The organism is Mucilaginibacter arboris, from assembly GCF_009754915.1.
GTDB lineage: Bacteria > Bacteroidota > Bacteroidia > Sphingobacteriales > Sphingobacteriaceae > Mucilaginibacter_A > Mucilaginibacter_A arboris.
On record NZ_WPIK01000023.1, the window covers coordinates 20,589 to 37,647 of the forward strand.

The 17,059-nt window shown below is 37.6% G+C and carries 21 protein-coding genes; 6 read left to right on the top strand and 15 right to left on the bottom strand.

Going from position 1 to position 17,059, the window contains the following annotated elements:
* Positions 1-59 precede the first annotated feature (59 nt).
* The 3 genes from GO621_RS17710 to GO621_RS17720 all read left to right on the top strand — a co-directional run bounded on the left by GO621_RS17710 (position 60) and on the right by GO621_RS17720 (position 1,735).
* Positions 60-791 carry a DUF481 domain-containing protein gene (locus tag GO621_RS17710; protein ID WP_157569516.1) on the top strand — a complete coding sequence of 244 codons (732 nt, stop codon included), beginning with the start codon at positions 60-62 and terminating at the stop codon, positions 789-791.
* A gap of 372 nt (positions 792-1,163) precedes the next feature.
* Positions 1,164-1,352 carry a hypothetical protein gene (locus GO621_RS17715; protein ID WP_157569518.1) on the top strand — a complete coding sequence of 63 codons (189 nt, stop codon included), beginning with the start codon at positions 1,164-1,166 and terminating at the stop codon, positions 1,350-1,352.
* 188 nt (positions 1,353-1,540) lie between these two features.
* The gene (locus tag GO621_RS17720; RefSeq protein ID WP_157569520.1) at positions 1,541-1,735 is read left to right on the top strand and encodes a hypothetical protein; all 195 of its coding nucleotides are present in this window, start codon (positions 1,541-1,543) and stop codon (positions 1,733-1,735) included.
* A gap of 187 nt (positions 1,736-1,922) precedes the next feature.
* On the opposite strand, the gene GO621_RS17725 is transcribed toward GO621_RS17720, so the two are convergent.
* Complete coding sequence (locus GO621_RS17725) at positions 1,923-2,768, bottom strand: universal stress protein (protein ID WP_157569522.1); 846 nt, start codon at positions 2,766-2,768, stop codon at positions 1,923-1,925.
* 545 nt (positions 2,769-3,313) lie between these two features.
* Here GO621_RS17725 and GO621_RS17730 point away from each other — a divergent pair.
* The 3 genes from GO621_RS17730 (at position 3,314) to GO621_RS17740 (ending at position 7,137) form a co-directional block, all read left to right on the top strand.
* On the top strand, positions 3,314-4,468 hold the full coding sequence (locus GO621_RS17730; RefSeq protein ID WP_157569524.1) for a zinc-dependent alcohol dehydrogenase: 1,155 nt from the start codon (positions 3,314-3,316) through the stop codon (positions 4,466-4,468).
* Between the two features lie 8 nt (positions 4,469-4,476).
* Complete coding sequence (locus GO621_RS17735; RefSeq protein ID WP_157569526.1) at positions 4,477-4,971, top strand: hypothetical protein; 495 nt, start codon at positions 4,477-4,479, stop codon at positions 4,969-4,971.
* A 621-nt stretch (positions 4,972-5,592) separates the two neighbouring features.
* Positions 5,593-7,137, top strand: a complete 1,545-nt coding sequence (locus tag GO621_RS17740; protein WP_157569528.1) for a TlpA disulfide reductase family protein — start codon at positions 5,593-5,595, stop codon at positions 7,135-7,137.
* Positions 7,138-7,229: 92 nt separating this feature from the next.
* On the opposite strand, the gene GO621_RS17745 is transcribed toward GO621_RS17740, so the two are convergent.
* From GO621_RS17745 to GO621_RS17810, 14 genes are all read right to left on the bottom strand, one after another.
* Positions 7,230-8,126, bottom strand: a complete 897-nt coding sequence (locus tag GO621_RS17745) for an NmrA family NAD(P)-binding protein (RefSeq protein WP_157569530.1) — start codon at positions 8,124-8,126, stop codon at positions 7,230-7,232.
* A 597-nt stretch (positions 8,127-8,723) separates the two neighbouring features.
* Positions 8,724-8,894 (bottom strand): hypothetical protein, encoded by a 171-nt coding sequence (locus GO621_RS17750; protein ID WP_157569532.1) that lies wholly within the window; start codon positions 8,892-8,894, stop codon positions 8,724-8,726.
* 32 nt (positions 8,895-8,926) lie between these two features.
* Positions 8,927-9,502 carry a DUF4256 domain-containing protein gene (locus GO621_RS17755; RefSeq protein WP_157569534.1) on the bottom strand — a complete coding sequence of 192 codons (576 nt, stop codon included), beginning with the start codon at positions 9,500-9,502 and terminating at the stop codon, positions 8,927-8,929.
* Between the two features lie 39 nt (positions 9,503-9,541).
* Positions 9,542-10,000, bottom strand: coding sequence for an SRPBCC family protein (locus GO621_RS17760; RefSeq protein ID WP_157569536.1), 459 nt, complete (start codon positions 9,998-10,000; stop codon positions 9,542-9,544).
* Between the two features lie 40 nt (positions 10,001-10,040).
* On the bottom strand, positions 10,041-10,628 hold the full coding sequence (locus GO621_RS17765; protein WP_232335703.1) for a YdeI/OmpD-associated family protein: 588 nt from the start codon (positions 10,626-10,628) through the stop codon (positions 10,041-10,043).
* A 734-nt stretch (positions 10,629-11,362) separates the two neighbouring features.
* Entirely contained in the window at positions 11,363-11,590 is a 228-nt protein-coding gene (locus GO621_RS17770; RefSeq protein WP_157569540.1) for a DUF4287 domain-containing protein, read from the bottom strand.
* 24 nt (positions 11,591-11,614) lie between these two features.
* The gene (locus GO621_RS17775) at positions 11,615-12,055 is read right to left on the bottom strand and encodes a DUF1569 domain-containing protein (protein WP_157569544.1); all 441 of its coding nucleotides are present in this window, start codon (positions 12,053-12,055) and stop codon (positions 11,615-11,617) included.
* Positions 12,056-12,063: 8 nt separating this feature from the next.
* A complete protein-coding gene (locus GO621_RS17780) occupies positions 12,064-12,474 on the bottom strand; it encodes a VOC family protein (RefSeq protein WP_157569546.1) in 411 nt (136 codons plus the stop codon).
* A gap of 48 nt (positions 12,475-12,522) precedes the next feature.
* A complete protein-coding gene (locus GO621_RS17785; RefSeq protein ID WP_232335704.1) occupies positions 12,523-13,023 on the bottom strand; it encodes a helix-turn-helix domain-containing protein in 501 nt (166 codons plus the stop codon).
* 137 nt (positions 13,024-13,160) lie between these two features.
* Positions 13,161-13,997: an Rpn family recombination-promoting nuclease/putative transposase gene (locus tag GO621_RS17790; RefSeq protein ID WP_157569548.1), complete on the bottom strand. Its 837-nt coding sequence runs from the start codon at positions 13,995-13,997 to the stop codon at positions 13,161-13,163.
* Between the two features lie 506 nt (positions 13,998-14,503).
* A complete protein-coding gene (locus GO621_RS17795; RefSeq protein WP_157569550.1) occupies positions 14,504-14,680 on the bottom strand; it encodes a hypothetical protein in 177 nt (58 codons plus the stop codon).
* Positions 14,681-14,854: 174 nt separating this feature from the next.
* Positions 14,855-15,202: a hypothetical protein gene (locus GO621_RS17800; RefSeq protein ID WP_198170304.1), complete on the bottom strand. Its 348-nt coding sequence runs from the start codon at positions 15,200-15,202 to the stop codon at positions 14,855-14,857.
* A gap of 278 nt (positions 15,203-15,480) precedes the next feature.
* On the bottom strand, positions 15,481-15,822 hold the full coding sequence (locus GO621_RS19165; RefSeq protein ID WP_157569552.1) for a DUF6843 domain-containing protein: 342 nt from the start codon (positions 15,820-15,822) through the stop codon (positions 15,481-15,483).
* A protein-coding gene (locus GO621_RS17810) for an IS3 family transposase (RefSeq protein WP_394350194.1) occupies positions 15,809-16,992 on the bottom strand; the annotation gives its coding sequence in 2 pieces (ribosomal slippage) (positions 15,809-16,731 and positions 16,731-16,992; 1,185 coding nt in all). Before GO621_RS17810 ends, GO621_RS19165 begins: the two co-directional genes overlap by 14 nt.
* Positions 16,993-17,059 lie beyond the last annotated feature (67 nt).

Sequence of the window (17,059 nt, forward strand, 5' to 3'; positions counted from 1 at the left end):
CTTTGGCTTTGCCTTTAGCAGCCGATTGCTCATTTTTGCTGGCTTCAAATAGCTACAGCATGTATAGGTTAATGCTTCTTTTAGGCAGTATTTTTTGGTTTACAACTGTTCGGGCCCAGTTTAATGATTCTACTCATTATCATACCAGCTACGCTTCTACGGGTTCTATCAACAGGACCAACGATGGCAGTTCTTACCTGCTTAATAACGCTTTTAAATTTAACATCAAGAACAAACGCACTACCTTAAATTTTAACAATAGTTGGGTTTATGGCCGCTCTAACGGCAACCTCACCAATAATGATTTTTCTTCGTCCCTGGATTTTGACCTCAACAAACAAAAGTCGCATTTTTATTACTGGGGACTGGCGAATTACAATACCAGTTTTTCTCTAAAAATTAATAACCAGCTTTTGGCCGGTTTGGGTGTGGCTTATAATATTCTGGATAAAAAGAATGCGATGGTTAACGTGAGCGATGGCGCATTATACGATTTAAGTAATTTGTACATCAGCAGTACAGAAAACGATGTTTATGATACTTACCGCAATTCTTTCCGGCTAAATTTTCGTTTTGCTGTTCGGGATTTATTTGTAATTGATGGTAATAATTTCCTGCAAAATTCTGTGGAAACCAAAAGCGATTATATTATTCGTTCAACAACAAACCTTTCTTTTAAATTGCGCAAATGGCTGGCGTTTACCACTTCCTTTAATTACAACCGTGTTAACAGGACGCATAGCGAGAACGTGCTTTTAAATTACGGGCTAACCATGGAAAAATATTTTTAACAGATTTTTAGGTGATAAAAGAAGCATCAGAATAAAACCGGTGTGGCCTTAACTATCAGTGCAAAAGCTGGGTTTCTGTTTGCTTATTTTACAATCCGCAAACCATTTTGAACTTGCTTTACCTGCTTTCCTGCTCCTTTTAAGGGCTTATTTTGTATATTTGCATACGGATTATTCACACGCACTATTCCCTTGTTTATACTTGCTGATCGGTTTTTAACCGATCAGGGTTCAATTTCTTTCTGCTTATTTACCGTTTCTGCAGGAAATTAATTTTACTGGCATCCTCCGTTCACATTAGCTTAACCAATTAAGTTTCAGGACCAAGGCCACAACAGGTACAACCAGTGTTTAGCTTAAACTGATAAAAACATGGCAAAATCTCAGGCTACTTTTATGAAGAAGCAACTCGAAAAAAACAAACAGGCTAAAAAACAGGATAAAGAACAACGCAAGCAGGAACGTCAGCAAAACGCAACCGGAGGAAACCTGGAAAGCATGATGGCTTATGTTAATGAATTTGGCGAGATTACTTCTACGCCTCCTGACCACAAAAAATAAGCTGCAAAGCAATTAATGAAGCAGTCCCGGCAGCAGAACCCTTTCTAAAAAAAAGAGCTTTGTTGCCGGGCTTATTTTTTGTTCAGGTTTGTTTGTTTTCTTTATCAGGATGTTTATTTACAGCATCAAAAGAAAACTGATGATGCTTCTTTTACCGGAACAAAACCTTCATCAATTCAATTCAATTAATGATGGCAGAAGAAATTCTAAGCAGCGGTTCTGCTATTGCTTCCGTTTCAACGGTTGGTTACCTCGGCTTTTTAATGGTGCCGCCTGTTGTTGGTTTTATTGCCCAGGCAGCTAACCTGCGCTGGTCTTTTGCAGTGATGGCTTGCCTGGGCGCAATGATGGTTTGGATGGTAAGTAAAGTTCGGGAGGATTGACTAAAGATTTTGATGCGGTAAAAACAGTATCGGTTTCTTCCTCACACAAAACCTTGGATTCAAATATTTACTTTTTATAGAAAACACTTTAGAACTCATCCATAAGAATTAAATGCTTCTTTTATCAGTAAAAAACCGATAAAGATTTATACCCGATAAAAGAAGCATCGCTATTTTACCCCAGCCCTCACTTTAATAACAATACCGGTACAGACGATTTTACAGTTAACTTTTCGGTGGTATTGCTATGCAGGATAGATTGAAAAAAGCTATGCTTTTTAGGCAAGGCTATAATCATTTGTGCCCCGTGTTCGCTGGCAAAATCAACAATTCCCTGAATGGTATTGGCATGGTTAATAAAAAAGTATTTTGGATGGTACGGCTCCAGCATTTCATGCAAAGCAGATTCTTCTGCTAACATTTTCGGGTCCTGCCGTACGTGCAAACTCTTCGTATCTACATTTACTACCAATAATTCAGCATTTATCAGGTCCCATACTTTTTTTAATTTATGCTGAGGGATTGCTTCTGTCACCTTTTTAAAATCACAGGCCAACACAACCGTTTTTAAAGGCTGAGAAACTGCTTTTTCCGGGACTACCAAAACCGGTGCCGGGCTAATCTTCGAAATCTGAATAATATTATGGCCAACCTGCGTGTATTCACCTTTATTATTGTTGCTGCACAAAACCAATAAGTCAATAACGGTTTTTTCCTGCATCTCTAAAACGGCACGCAACAAAGGCAGGTGGCTTAAATGGACTTTCACCTCTACGCCTTCATTTACAATTGCCTGCAACTCTGCTTTTATATCATTCAGTTCTTTTAATTTTAAACGGCTGGTTTCCTCAATATCCTCCTCTGTAAGTTGTACAAATTCTGTTGAAGGAAGCACGTTTTCAAAAGGCGAAACATAATAAGCATGCAGTAAAATTAAACGGGTTACACTTGTTTGCTTACTTAAAGTAGCAGCATAATGTGCGGCAGCAACAGAAGAAGCCGAAAAATCTGTAGGGATAAGGTAAGTTCTCATACGGTTAGTGTAAGGTAAATAATAAATGGATAACGCTTTAAAATACCTGTTTGATTTACAAATACCTGTTTAAACTTTTACTGCAGATGGTTTTTAAGCAGTAAAAGGCATGGCTATGATTTATTAGAACAAGTATGCCAAATATAAAAAATAAGGAAAGTGCGGGAAATGCTGCCAAAAATTATTTAACCGGGAGAAACCTATTCTTTGTGCAAATGCCATTCAACATTCAATTAACTAATAAATTTCTTTTTTTCAAAGAGTTAGCAATATTTTAATGATAAAAATATTTGCTAACTATACAATTTCAATAAAGGTAATATTAACAACCTGATGCCTTTTTTAGCCCTGTAAATTTGGTGCTTACTACCTCAACCCCTGATAATTTAAAAAGCCCGGTCTTTAATGATTTTACTGCTATAAAAGAAGCATCTATGCTGCATTCAAGCTTCTTAATTCTAATATAATTTGTTTTTTAAACAACTGCCTTTGCAATGGGTTGTACTACTAATTAACCGAGATAATAAGAAATTAAAAAACACTGTATGTTAGCAATGAATTACCGCGGGCCCAGAAGAGTCCGGGCAGACCATAAACCATTACCCGAAATACTGCATCCAGAAGATGCTATTGTCCGCGTTACACGTTCCTGCATTTGCGGTTCCGATTTGCACTTATACCACGGATTAGTGCCGGATACAAGAGTTGGGATGACTTTCGGCCACGAATTTATTGGTGTGGTGGAAGATATAGGCTCATCGGTACAAAAATTAAAGGTTGGCGATAACGTTATCGTCCCTTTTAATGTGGCCTGTGGCAAATGTGCTTTTTGCAAACAGGAACTATATGGCAATTGCCACGAATCCAATCCGCAGGCAACTGCAGTCGGTGCTATTTTTGGTTATTCCCATACTGCCGGCGGATACGATGGCGGACAGGCTGAATATGTTCGCGTTCCTTACGCTGATGTTGGCCCAACAGTTATCCCGGAATGGATGGACCATGATGATGCTGTTTTATTAACAGACGTTGTTCCTACAGGTTATCAGGCCGCAGAAATGGGCGGTATTAAAACAGGAGATACCGTTATTGTTTTTGGCGCCGGACCAATAGGTATATTGGCTGCAAAATGCGCCTGGCTTTTTGGTGCAGGCCGTGTTATTGTAATCGATCATGTAGATTACCGACTGGAGTTTGTTAAAAAATATGCGCAATGCGAGGTTTATAATTTTAAGGAGATGGAAGACCCGGTTTTGTTTTTGAAGAAAATAACAGACTGGTACGGGGCTGATGTTTGTATTGATGCCGTTGGCGCTGATGCTTCGGGCGATGCTTTACAAACTATTACTGGTAAAAAACTGCTTTTACAGGCCGGTTCTGCTACGGCACTTCATTGGGCTATTAACTCGGTAAAAAAAGGCGGAATTGTTTCTGTTGTCGGCGTTTATGGCCCTACAGATAACCTGGTCCCGATAGGTAATGTGCTTAACAAAGGCCTTACCATTCGCGCAAATCAGGCTTCTGTTAAACGTTTATTGCCAAGGTTGATTGATCATATCCAGGCCGGCCGTTTAAACCCAAAAGGAATTATTACACACAAAGTACCTTTAGAAGAAGTAGCTGATGCCTATCATATTTTTTCATCAAAGCTGGATAATTGCATTAAAACAGTTCTTATTCCACCATCTGCCAAAAAATAAATTTTATCATGGAAAACACAACGAACGATTACTCGCATATTATTGGCTGGGGCTTTGATGCTGATCCTACAAACGAGCCTACCCACCCGATGAAAAAATACACAGGAGACGACCACAAGCGCCTGAACTATGAAAGATCTGTACAGCAGCCGCTCACAGTCGAAATCCTTCATTCTAACGAAAGGCCTAATATAACCGCAGTTTTTGGTACTTCTACACCGCCATCTGGTTTAAGCGGTTCTATCCGCCGCTATGCTTTTAAACACAGCGAAAACGAATACCTGCACTGGCTGCCATTATTGCTGGCCGACAGGGTTAACGTAGTAGAAGGTATTGTAGATGACCTGAAACGCGGCCACATCCCAAACATATTTGCAGAAAAAGGATGGAAAGCCAAGTGGAAACACAACCCGAAAGGGCTTGCGCTTAAAGTTGCTACCGGTGTAGCTTTAACCGCACTTGTTTTCTTTAGGCCTAAAAAAAGTAAAGCAAAAAAAGCTTAACATAACAATAGTTTTGTTTATTTCCTGCCGTTCAAAACGTATTGTTGTGAACGCCAGGTTTTTTATTTGTGGCCTGTTGCTTTTTAAACTATTGCTGCTTTTATAAAATAATATAGTAGCTTCAGGCAAAAACATCAGGTAAAGTGTATTCATCATTCGATAGTTATGGCACCAACATCAGCAATCATGGTAACAAAGAAATTGCTAACCATTCGCGGGCTTAAAGTTGATACATTCTCAAAAGGAGAAACGTTTAAAATTTCGGATGTTAATCAGCGGCACAAATAAAAATGATTACTGTTTAACTATTTTAAGCGGATATATTTAAAAATAAATGCTTCTTTTAGCAGGTAAAAAACTAAGCCCGTACATTTTTACCTGCTAAAAGAAGCATCAGCAAATAAAAACAGATAAGCCTTTAAACCTGCTGCTTTACACCCGGTTTTTGATTAAAACACCTTTATTAACCATAAAGGGTATACTTCTTTTATCTGATAAAAATTGAGGTTGAATCAAAGCTCCTAATCAGGATAATACAAATATCTCCATAAAAAAATTTTCTGATTATTACTTGTTTTGATAAACAATATCGTTATTATTGTAAAACCTAAAAAATTAGTTATGAAAGGCGTAATCTCGGTATTGCTTTTTATCAGCATGTTTACTTTTAAGGCACCAGCACAAAATAAACCTCCCCTCGCCCCTTCCCCAACAATCCAAAGTAATAAATTAAAAGCCAAAGTAGAAGCTAATCCTTCAAACCTGGAAACTCACCGTGCTTTTATTAATTCCTTTAAAATGGACGCTAAGTTTGATAATCCTGAAATGGAAATGCAGTACAAAATTTGGATAAAGCAGTTTCCAAAAGAGTATGCAATTCCTTTTGCTATTGGAGAATATTATGTACACAAAGAAATCCCTAAAGCTGCACCTTATCTGCTTCAGGCAAGCATTTTAAAACCTGACAATGCAGAAGTGTGGGACCTTCTTGCTAATGATGCACTTTTTACAAACAACAATGCAATGCGGCAAAATTATTTAAATAAAGCTGTTCGATATGCCCCCAATAATGCAGATTATGCTTTTTATTATGCAAACTCGTTTAAAGATACTGATCCGGGGCGTTATGACTCCTTATCTTTAGAAGTAGCCAGGCGTTTTCCAGAAAGCGAGAGAGGTGTACAAGCCTTATACTGGTTAGCTTCTAATACAGCCCTATCAGCAGAAAAAATTGCTTACTATAAACAAATTTATAATAGAAAATCCAATCAACTTTCGGACTGGTATTTAAATGGTACAATCGAATATTTTGATCTTTTGCTACAAATCAATCCTGAACAAGCTTTTGATTTCGGACTAACTATGATATTAGAAGGTAAAAGAAACCGTAACTTATGGAAAGACAGGGTTAAAGTAGCAGATACCTTTTTAAAAGCAAGAAAATTTTTAGCAGAGAACGACCCAAAACAGGCATTAGCCTTATTAAATCAAGTAGATTTAGGAAATGTAACACTCGGCAGTTATATCATCGATGCAAAAGAATCTTTGGCACTTTTTAAAGCAGAAGCTGCCGATGCTGCAAAACAAACCAGAGTAGCTTTTGATACACTTGCTGTGTTGTATAGTAAAGAACCAACAGATGGTTTACATGCAGCAATTTATAAATACGGCAGCAAGTTAGGAATGGATAGCAATAGTGTTGCAAAAACTATCTGGAAAATCAGGGACAGTAAGGCGAAACAGGCAGCTGATTTCTCCCTTCAAAATTATTTGTCAGGAGGAAAATCTACATTATCAGATTTCCGCGGCAAAGTAATCTTATTAACTTACTGGTTCCCGGGTTGCGAACCTTGCCGGGCCGAATTTCCACACTTTGAATCCGTTCTTAAAAACTTCAACAAAGATAAAGTTGCTTACCTGGGTTTAAACCTTTTTCCTTCGCAAAATGAATTTGTGCTGCCATTTTTAAAAGAAACTGGTTATACTTTTACGCCATTACAGGATGACCAGGGCAAAGCAAAAGGAAATTTAGAAGCATCCGGAGCGCCAACAAATTATTTAATAGATCAGAAAGGCCGTATTGTATTTTCAGGTTTTAAAATTGATGCCGAAAATGAAAAAACACTTGAACTAATGATCCGAGAAACATTGGCAGCAAAAGATTAAAGAAAAGCTAATGCTACTTTCATTTTTTCCTGGCTGATTAGATTGTTTTAATTCTGATAGGTTCAACGCTTGCTTGCCATTTCAAAATTTAATTACTTTTGGTTATAAACCATAGCAAATTCTTTTGCAAAATCTGCCAGCTTTACTTTCCCCATTACTGCCGGCCTGTTGCGGTAGTAATCTTCTGTTAACAGGCCACTATACTGGCTTGCAAACATTTCGACTAAACCAGCAGCAATGGCTGGGTTCATCCCGGCCGCTTCCAAACCGCTTTGCATCTGTTCGTTAGAAATGAGTACCCATTTTAAATCCGGTTTACCAATAGCTTCACCTAAAACGCTTGCTGTTTCGTGGCCTGTCAGTTCATCGCTTGCCACATACCGCACTTTTTTACCTGTCATTGGTGTTTCCAGTTCTTCCGCAACTGCAGCAGCAATATCAATTGGAGAAACCCATATCAGCTTTTCATCTGCCCCATAATTAGCTGCAATCATGCCGGTGTTTTTTATCACCGGTAAAAAGCTGTACAAATTGTAATAGAAACCAACAGGGCGCATAAAAGTAATGGCCACATCAGAAAGCTTGTTCATAATACCTTCTCCGTCATGATGGCCGATAATAATACCTGAACCTTTTTCTAAATGCGCGCCAACGCTGCTTAAGTAAACTACACGCTTTACACCAGTCTGAAGGATAGCTTGCGCATAATTATTGGCAATTTTGTGATAGTGCCCCACCAAATCAATATTGGGGTCAAAGTAGTTGTTTGGCGGGACCATGCAATAAACGGCATTTGCGCCGGTAAAAGTAGTTGTAAGAAAATCAAGGTCTTCCAACGAGCCAATGGCAGCCTTAGCACCTAAGGCTTCAATGTCTTTTTGCTTTTCGGAATTGCTGCTGATTACCGTAACTACGTGCCCCTTTCCTACTAACTCTTTAGTGAGTGGCTTGCTGATGTGCCCTAACGAACCTGTTACTATAATTTTCATTTTCTCTTGTGTTTGATGTTGTAAAACGCTGTATCTATTCAGAAAAATATGTAGTCGAACCTACTATTGTTATAGACTAAAATAAGGTTGCCTAAAATGACTGCAAATAAGGGCAAGTTTAAATTTTAATTATTTTTGATGCTTCTTTTATCGGGTAAAAAACATGCTGGTTTGGGTTTGTAATTTCATCCCTTAAGTTATTAATTTTTAAATTCATCTTATACAAATCTAAAACATAGAATTTAAGTAAAAAGCAAGAATACAGGGTCAGTTTTCTTAAAGTTACTTTTGAGGTTAAAACCTTATTACTGTTGGAACTCTTAATTTCAAAGGTTGGATCACAACTACAGAGCAGTATTTTAGCTTTTATAAAATTAAACACGTTTATTAAATGTAACGATATTAACTAAAAGCTTGTTAAATTACTAATCTATAATACTTAATTTTGATTGAAGCACTTTTCACGCTAACTCTTTGCGGCAAATGCTTGTTACCTGGTAATCTTTTACCAGAAAGCTTTTTGCAATGCTTCTTTTACCGGCATAAAATTAACTGCCCTCTGCAAAATAGCTATAAATTTATTAAAACAACTGATCTTTAAGCTAATAAAGAGTGTTCGGGGTTGCTATCGAAGCCCTGATAGAAAATGCGGTAAATAATACAATCATTATATACAGTACCTTTTATCGCTAAATTTTTGATTTCTACCCGGTCAATGTTAATTTTTTGCCGGTAAAAGAAGCATTGCTTAGCTTTTATCTGGTTCATTTTGAGGCTTCTTCTTTGCTTCCCGTAACAATTTAAACTCTTAGCAATCCACGGAACGCACGAGAGGCATAGTAAGATTGTGCGCCGTTGTGATAGAGAAAGACAGCATTATACCGACGGTCACAAAAGAGGGCGCCGCCAAGTTTTCTAATATCAGCAGGTGTTTTCACCCAGCTCGATGTCTTGGTATCGAACTTTCCAAGTTTCTGCAACTCCCTGTATTGTTCTTCCGTTAATAGCTCAATACCCATAGTGGCCACCATGTCCACAGCATTATTTTCCGGTTTAAATTCTTTCCTTGCATCCAAAGCTTCACGGTCGTAACAAACATTTCTACGTCCTTTAGGGCTTTCTGCCGAACAATCATAAAAAATGTATTCGCCAGTGTTTTTATCATAACCAATAATATCCGGTTCACCTCCAGTTCTTTCCATTTCATTAAGCGACCATAGTTTTTCTGGATGAGCTTCCAACTTTGCTTGCACTGTAGCCCAATCAATACCTTTATGGCGGTCCAGGTTTTTCTCGAAACGGGTTTTTAATATGCCCAGCAGTTCTTCATGTTGTTCTGGATACAACTCCTTTTTATTGCTATGGGCCTTGTTCATATTTTTCTATTCTTGCTAACCTATAAAACGGCGCGCAGCTTAACTTGTGGGTGCATCTGCAATTTCCGGCTCTACCAATCTCATTAATTTGTCTAATGATTCCTGCCAGCCTAGGTAACACATTTCTGTTGGAATAGCAGAAGGAATGCCTTCCTGTACAACTTTAAGTTCAGTACCGCAAATTACTTTGGTGAGCCAAACTGAAGTAATCATTTCTCCAGGTAGATTGGGGTCATCGAAGATATCTGTGTGTTTAATAAATTTATTTTGCCTGATCTCCAAAAACTTTCCACCAAAGGAATGACTGTTGCCTGTAGAAAAATTGGTGAAAGACATTTTATAACTTCCCTCTATAAGAAAATCCATTTCATGAACGGTACATAAAAACCCGTACGGGGGGATCCAGGCTGCAAGGGCATTAGGTTCGGCAAAAGCACGAAATACTTTTTCCGGTTTTGCTTTAAGAACTCGGTGTAGTGTTACGCTGTTGGTTGTCATGATAGGTAAGTTTAAGTAATTGGTTTTCTAATCGAATTTACTAATCATCTAATCCCTTTCCGTTAAGAATTTGCGGGATACATTTTTCGACCCTCGATTCCCGGGTTTTGGATTGTTTCGGTGCAGAAAAATAAAGACTGTAAGCTCTTTGCCGTCCCGGTGTCAATGCATCAAAAGCAGTTTTCAAAGAATGGTTTTCAACTAATTTATTTTGAAATTCTTCCGGAAATATAAGTTCTGTGTTCTTTTTAAAATCAACTTTTAAACCTGCTTTTTCCACTTCGATGGCTTCATAAATGTAGGCTTTCAGGATAGGTCCCATATCCACTATTTCCTTAACATTGGTAAACCGGACCTGGCGGGCCGACTGCACATTTTCCGTTTGCTGGATCAGAATACCACTGGGATCCTTTAAAAAAGCACCTTTAAAAAACAAAAATGCACAGTATTCTTTAAATACATGTATTACAACAATGTTCTTTTTCTGAAACGTGTAACAAGGACAACCCCACTTTAATTCTTCATTCAGTCCGCAATCAAGAACGATCATTCTCAATTGTTCCAATTCTTCCTGCCAGTTTTTAGCTTTACTGAAATAAAAATCAACCTTAGGGTTCCTATTATTCATTGTCATAGTATGTTATTTTTATTTGTTCACTACATCTTGTAATTGGTTGTATGCCTTGTCGGTCCCGGCATTGGTTTAGCCTTGCTGCCAACGTTAAACCAATGGCGGAGAACTGGAATTTGAAATACGCCAGGCCAAAACCCAAAACTAAATTAATCTTAAAATATCGATGCTTCTTTTAGCAGCTAAATTATGATGTTACGCTGAAACCAAAGTAAGATAGTTAAACAAATGTTGATGTTTAATTCGTCGGCCAGTTTTTTACCAAACCAATGTTATGCGTTCGTCTTATTCTATTAAACTTAGTTTGTCAATTCTCTCGAAATATTTTTTGTTTAAAGTTGTTAAGTGCAAATCTTTAGAAATGGCTGTTGCTGCAATAAACAAGTCAGCCAGTCCAATTTGTTTTCTTTTACGTTTCAGTTCTGAGTCAATGTCAACAGCAATTTGTGAAATTAAACTACTATCGGCCTTCAGCCGATAGTAGTTTAATTCTGTCGTAAAAATTTTTTTGTGGAAAAATCACAGCTAACGGAAAAGGCTTGGCGTTTGTTGGGGAATTAGAATTCCGTCAGCTTGGAACCAAAGCCAATTGAAATACTGATGTTGAAGATAACAACTAAAAGCTAAATTGAAAAACGTAAGGCTGGAACAAAAGCAAAACAGAAGTACAAATGTTGATTATACTTCCGTCTGTCCTAATAACGCTAAACCCATGTTAGCGGTTCGTTGTTTTATTCGGGGCCTTTAAAAGTGTGATAGATAGCCAATGAATGTCCATGTCCTAAATCAAAATCTTTTTTAAGCCATGCTATCACTTGGGCAGGTTTTACTGTTGATTTCAAAATGCCATTTTCAAAATATCCTTTGGCAATAGCTAATTTTTTAAATTCGTCAGGGGTTTTACCTGTCTTAATTTTGATATTCTCAAAATACTTCTGAACCGGTACTTTATTGGGCATATTTTTTGATTTTTAAAATTAGTGTTACACATCAAATTGTCGAAGGTGGTGGTCAATATGTTTATATACAATATAACCTGTCTGTTCTTTCGTCATTGCTCCAAAAAAAGGATGAATAAAGCTATCGTTGGGAAAATTCTCATACTCATTAAGTAGCTTAATCCATTTCTTTTTTTCTTCGGTAAAATTAGGGTTGCTCTTTATTATAAAAGAAGAAACAGTAGCTAGATTTTTTTTCATTGGTTCATCTTTCATCATATCTTTTATCGCCCACTTACCAATTAACTTGCCGAGAAATGATTGTTTATATTTCTTTTTGCCCAATGCCATTTCATCCCATTGTGTACAATGTTTCATCATTTGCGAAACATTCATTTTGCCCCATTGAGCTGTGCAATTTTCATTAAGTGAACTAACTCTATTTATCAGTTCATTTCTTGTCGTTTTCTCAAATATTGATTTCATTATTGTCGTTACTTTTTTTGGGTTAAAGAAAACCAATTTCCAGAGTCATCTTTAAAAACAGCCGCTACGCCATAAAATTCTTCTTTGGGTGGTTTTGCAAATTCAACACCCTTGCTTTTTAATTCTTCATAAGTAGCGTAAATGTCCTTGCATTCAAACCCTCCGTGTCCAAATGTTCCTTTTTGAATAAGTTCAGTAACTGTCTTTACAGCTTCTCTTGTAAACATTTCTCCTTCTGTTACAAGAAGCAGTGAAAGTTCAATTTCGGGTTGATCTGGCGGGGTAACTGTCAGCCACCTGTTGTCTTTTCCGATTGGGGCATCAGTATGCACTTTGAAGCCCAGTTTGTTTACATAAAAATCGTAAGCACTGGCCTGATTTAAAACATAAACGGTTGCGAAAGTTAATTTCCTAATCATTGCTTTTTTTAAATTGTTAATAATGGGTTAAAGGTCGACTGATGATTATTATTTAACTTCTTCAAAATTGCTATATTTTGTCCACCCGAATTTGTGGGCAAAGCAGCCTGAAATATAATTTAATGGGTTCTGTATAATTTGTTGCCTTCTATATTGTTCTTGTGCCAAAAAAGTAGACGGTGAAACGCCAACATTTTTTTTGAAAAGTCCGCTAAAAGAACTCAAGCTCTCAAAACCAACAGAAAAGCAAACATCTGAAACGGGTTTGTCTTTCTGAAATAATAGTATCGCATTATCAATTCTAACAGAGGTCAAGTATTGGTGAGGTGTCTTGCCATAAATTTGTTTGAATAGCCTGATGAAATGAAATTTAGAAAAAAATGCTTCGTCTGATATATGGTCAATATCAATTTTATCGGCAAAGTTTGTATCAATGAAAAGTTTGGCTTGAACAATTCGTTTGTATAAATAAACTTTTGGATATTGCTCTGTCGTCATTTTTATTGTCTGTTCAATTTTTGAAGACTGTCGGTTTACAATTACCGCCAACGTTCAACTATTGCTGAAGGCGGAGGGATTTTAAGCACTAAAGTTCATTAAAATTACAAATGTTCAATTACTTCCGTCAGCTTAATAGTATTGCTTCAGCCCCGCTTTTGGCAATACTATGTTAGGCACAGTACTTTCTATAATTTGCTAATTTCTTCTTCCGAAAGTCCTGTTAGTTTAGCAATGTCAGTCATAGAAAGGCCCATTGATTTTGCTTGTTTAGCAATTTCAATTTTTCCTTCAATTTGTCCTTCGTCAAAGGCAGTATCGATAACGCCTTTCAGGTCACGGTAAACTTTCAAGCTGTTTTCGTACTTGTCCAACTCTGTTTGTCCAAGATTGGCAAGTTCTGCTTTCTTAAATGCCTGCACAAACACTTCCTCCTTAAAAATTGCCGGGATGCTTTGGAAGTCCTCCAGATGTTTGATGAAGTACAGCCATTTGTCCAAACGGGCCTCCAACTGGTTTTCAGTTTTTGTGAAATTCGGCATTTCTAAATACACATAGGTCAGCTTGTCGTAGAATACCTTACCGTTTTGGTTCTTAAGCTTTATCGTATGTAAAAACCCGCCCCGTTCCGGTCCGCTTTCGTAGTCATCAAAGGTAAAGTCTAAAATACCGATGCAGTAAACCGCTTTCAAATTATAGTTCCATTCACCCTTTTCCGCCTGTTCACGGATTGGGAAAGTAGAATAGTAAATAGTTCTTTCTTTAAAATAATTCTGTTTAGCTTTTTGCAGTTCTACGATGAATTTTTCGCCTTTGTCGTTTTCGCAATAAATGTCGTAAACCGCTTTTCGGTCAAGGTCGGTTAGTCCGAGTTGTTCGGTGTTTTTGAAAGTCAGGTCAACAATTTTATTTTGTTCAGGCAAAAGTGCATTGAGGAAGTCAATAAGCTGTGGCTTACTGGCTTCTTCGCCAAATATTTTCTTAAAACCAAAATCGGTATAAGGGTTAATGTATTTTGCCTTCATCGTTTTGTTATCCTTAACTTGTCTGGCAAATTTACAAAAAATCGTTTTAAGTCTGTCGTATATAGGTTGGCAGGTTGGTCGGCAGTATTGTGCCTAACGGAAAAGTATTGCCGAAGAACTGGAATTTATAATCCGTCAGCCCGAAACCAAAGTTAAATTTATAATAAAAAGTTGATGCTTCTTTTACCAGCTAAATTTATGTTCCTTCAACCGAAACTAAAGCAAAATAGAAAAATAAAAGCTGAATTGTAAACTGTCAGCCAGTTTTTTGCCAAACCCATGTTAGCCGCTTTTTGTGTTTTTGCTTTTTTGGGACAAAAAAATCTTTAACAAACTTTGCCGGGCAAAAACACAAATTGCGCCTAACGGAAAAGTATTGCCGAAGTGCGGGATAATAGAATTCCAGTAGCCGAATATATTATAAAAGATTAATTGAAAAACTAATATTCAGCCTCTGTTCGTCAGCCTGCATTTTGGCAATACAATGTTGGCGGTTCGTGCTTTTATCAAGCAGGTTGTTTGCTTTTTGAAGAAGTTTTTGTTTTGGCTTTTCGTAATACTTGCAGCCTTTGTTTTTCTTTGTCAGTACGAATGAACTCACTAATTGCAAGTTCCTCTTCTTTAGTCATTGGTTCTTGTCCGCCAATAAAGTCTACGTCAAGTTCTTTTTGTCTATTTTTCATTTGGAAAATATTTATTGATGAGTTTTAATGCTGCAATTGTGTCAATAATCATAATACGTCCACCAGCATGCATTGCACCTAAAGTGTCTATATAATGTTGAACAAGTTGTGTTTTAGAAAAGAAGGAAACGTTGCCTTCATGTCCACGTTGAAAAGAAAGTTTACAGGCAAAAGCTACCAAATTACCAGGAACGCCTGCATAAACCTTTGATTTCCTTTATTGAAAGGTGCACTTTCAACAAGGTGCATATAAACGTGGTCAGATTTGATCTCTATACTTATTAAGCCTTGTATTACAGTCTGATTGTTTACTATAGTCAGCTTATAAACGTCTCTTTCTGGTTGCTTAAATTCCAGTTTCCAATCAAACTGCCAGTCGTTTTTCTTAGTTACGCCCTTTAAGTCTGCATTTATGATAAGCGTAATATCAGTGGGGAAACTGTCACCTGTAATGATGTTTTCAATAGAATTGGTTAACTTGTCAACCTCAAAATCAAGTCCTATTTTTTTTCGTTGTTTCACTAAACGAATTTACGAAAACTCGGTCGCTTTAGAAAGAAGTTTTATTGCTTTTAGGATGTCAGGCAGCATGACCGCTAACGGAAAGGGCTTGGCGAAGAACTGATATTTGAAATCCTTCTGCTGAAACCGAAGTTAAATTTATAATCAAATGTTGATGCTTCTTTTATCGGTTAAATTTTATTCCTTCTGCCGAAACTGAAGTAAAATAGTTAAACAAAAGCTCGAATTACTTCCATCCGCCAGTTTTTTGCCAAACCAATGTTAGCGGTCGTTGTTCTTTATTCGTTGTTAAGTCTGTCAATTGTTTTTTGAATCGAATAATCTTTATTTCTGTTCTTATAGTTTGGAATGTCAATAACGAAGTCTAGAAAGTGATGATTATTGTTTGTTCCTAAAGAACCGGAAATTACTTGAATATTAACTGTGTCTTTGTCTTTACAATATTCGCAGTATTGTTTCAATTTTGTTCTCTTATCGTTCTTATCAACATAAAAATATGTTGAGTCAGATGATTTTATTGAACTTCCTTTAATTGTGAATTTGGTTTTTAAATGCCCATTTTCTGGAACTCTGTATATTCTGCTGTGTTGTGTAAGCTCCCCATTTTTAGTACGTATCAAAAGTAGATTTTTCTCTTAGTTTTTCAATTTTATTATTGTTGTTAAAACCGGATGTGGGAATGTGGTCAGGAGCAGCGCCGGGTTTTGTGCCGGGCTGCTGTCCACATTTCCACATCATGGGTGACAGCCCACCTAAAGCGTCATGCGGCCGGTCATGGTTATAATCATGCACCCATTCCTGGCTGATTTCCCTTACCTCATCCAGATCTTCAAACAGATAACTGTCCAACACATTCTGCCGGTAAGTACGGTTGAAACGTTCAATATAAGCATTTTGTGTAGGCTTGCCCGGCTGGATATATTTGAACTCGATGCCCTGCATTTCGCTCCAGTCCTGAGCTATCCTTGCTACAAATTCAGGCCCGTTATCCATCCTGATTTTCTTTGGTTTGCCGCTTTTGTTAATTAAATGGTTCAGTACCCATAATACCCTGCTGCTTTTGATGGAATAATCGGTTTCAATAAATAACACTTCCCGGTTATGGTCGTCGATCACATGGAAAGAACGAAACTTCCTGCCACCCCAAAGTGCATCACTCATAAAATCTATGCTCCAGGTATCATTCATTTCTGCCGGTCGTACGAGCGCTTCTTTTACCCTTGCCGGCAAACGCTTCTTTATCTTTCTGCGCAGTGGCAATTGCAACGCTTTGTAGACCCGGTGCAGCCGTTTATGGTTGATCTTTTCACCAGCATTGCGCAACCGGTAATAACATTTCCAGAAACCCTCGCATGGGTGCAAGCATGCAAATTCTTTCAGCTTTTCTGATACATGCTGATCGTCTTTAATAGAATGGTAATGAAATGTACTGCGGCTGATCCCTATCAACTGGCATACCCTGCTGATGCCAAAGGGTTTCTCCTGAATACACTCTTTTATGACAGTTCGCTTATGGCAGGGTGCTAAAGCTTTTTTTCGATGATGTATCTGGCGGCCTCTAAATCCAGGGCAAGATTGGCATACATCCGCTTTAACCTGGTGTTCTCTTCTTCCAGCTCTTTAAGCCTTTTTAATTCTGTGGCCTCCAGTCCGCCGTAACGCTGGCGCCATTTATAAAAAGCGGCACGGCTCACGCCGTATTCCCTGGTAATCTGTTCTACGGTCTTGCCCTGGTCAAACTCTTTTAAAATACGGGCTGTCTGTTCCGGTGTAAATTTGCTCTTCTTCATTTCTATACAATTTAAAGTTAACACTTTTGTCTCCTTTTAAATCGTACTAATTTTGGGGAAGCTTACA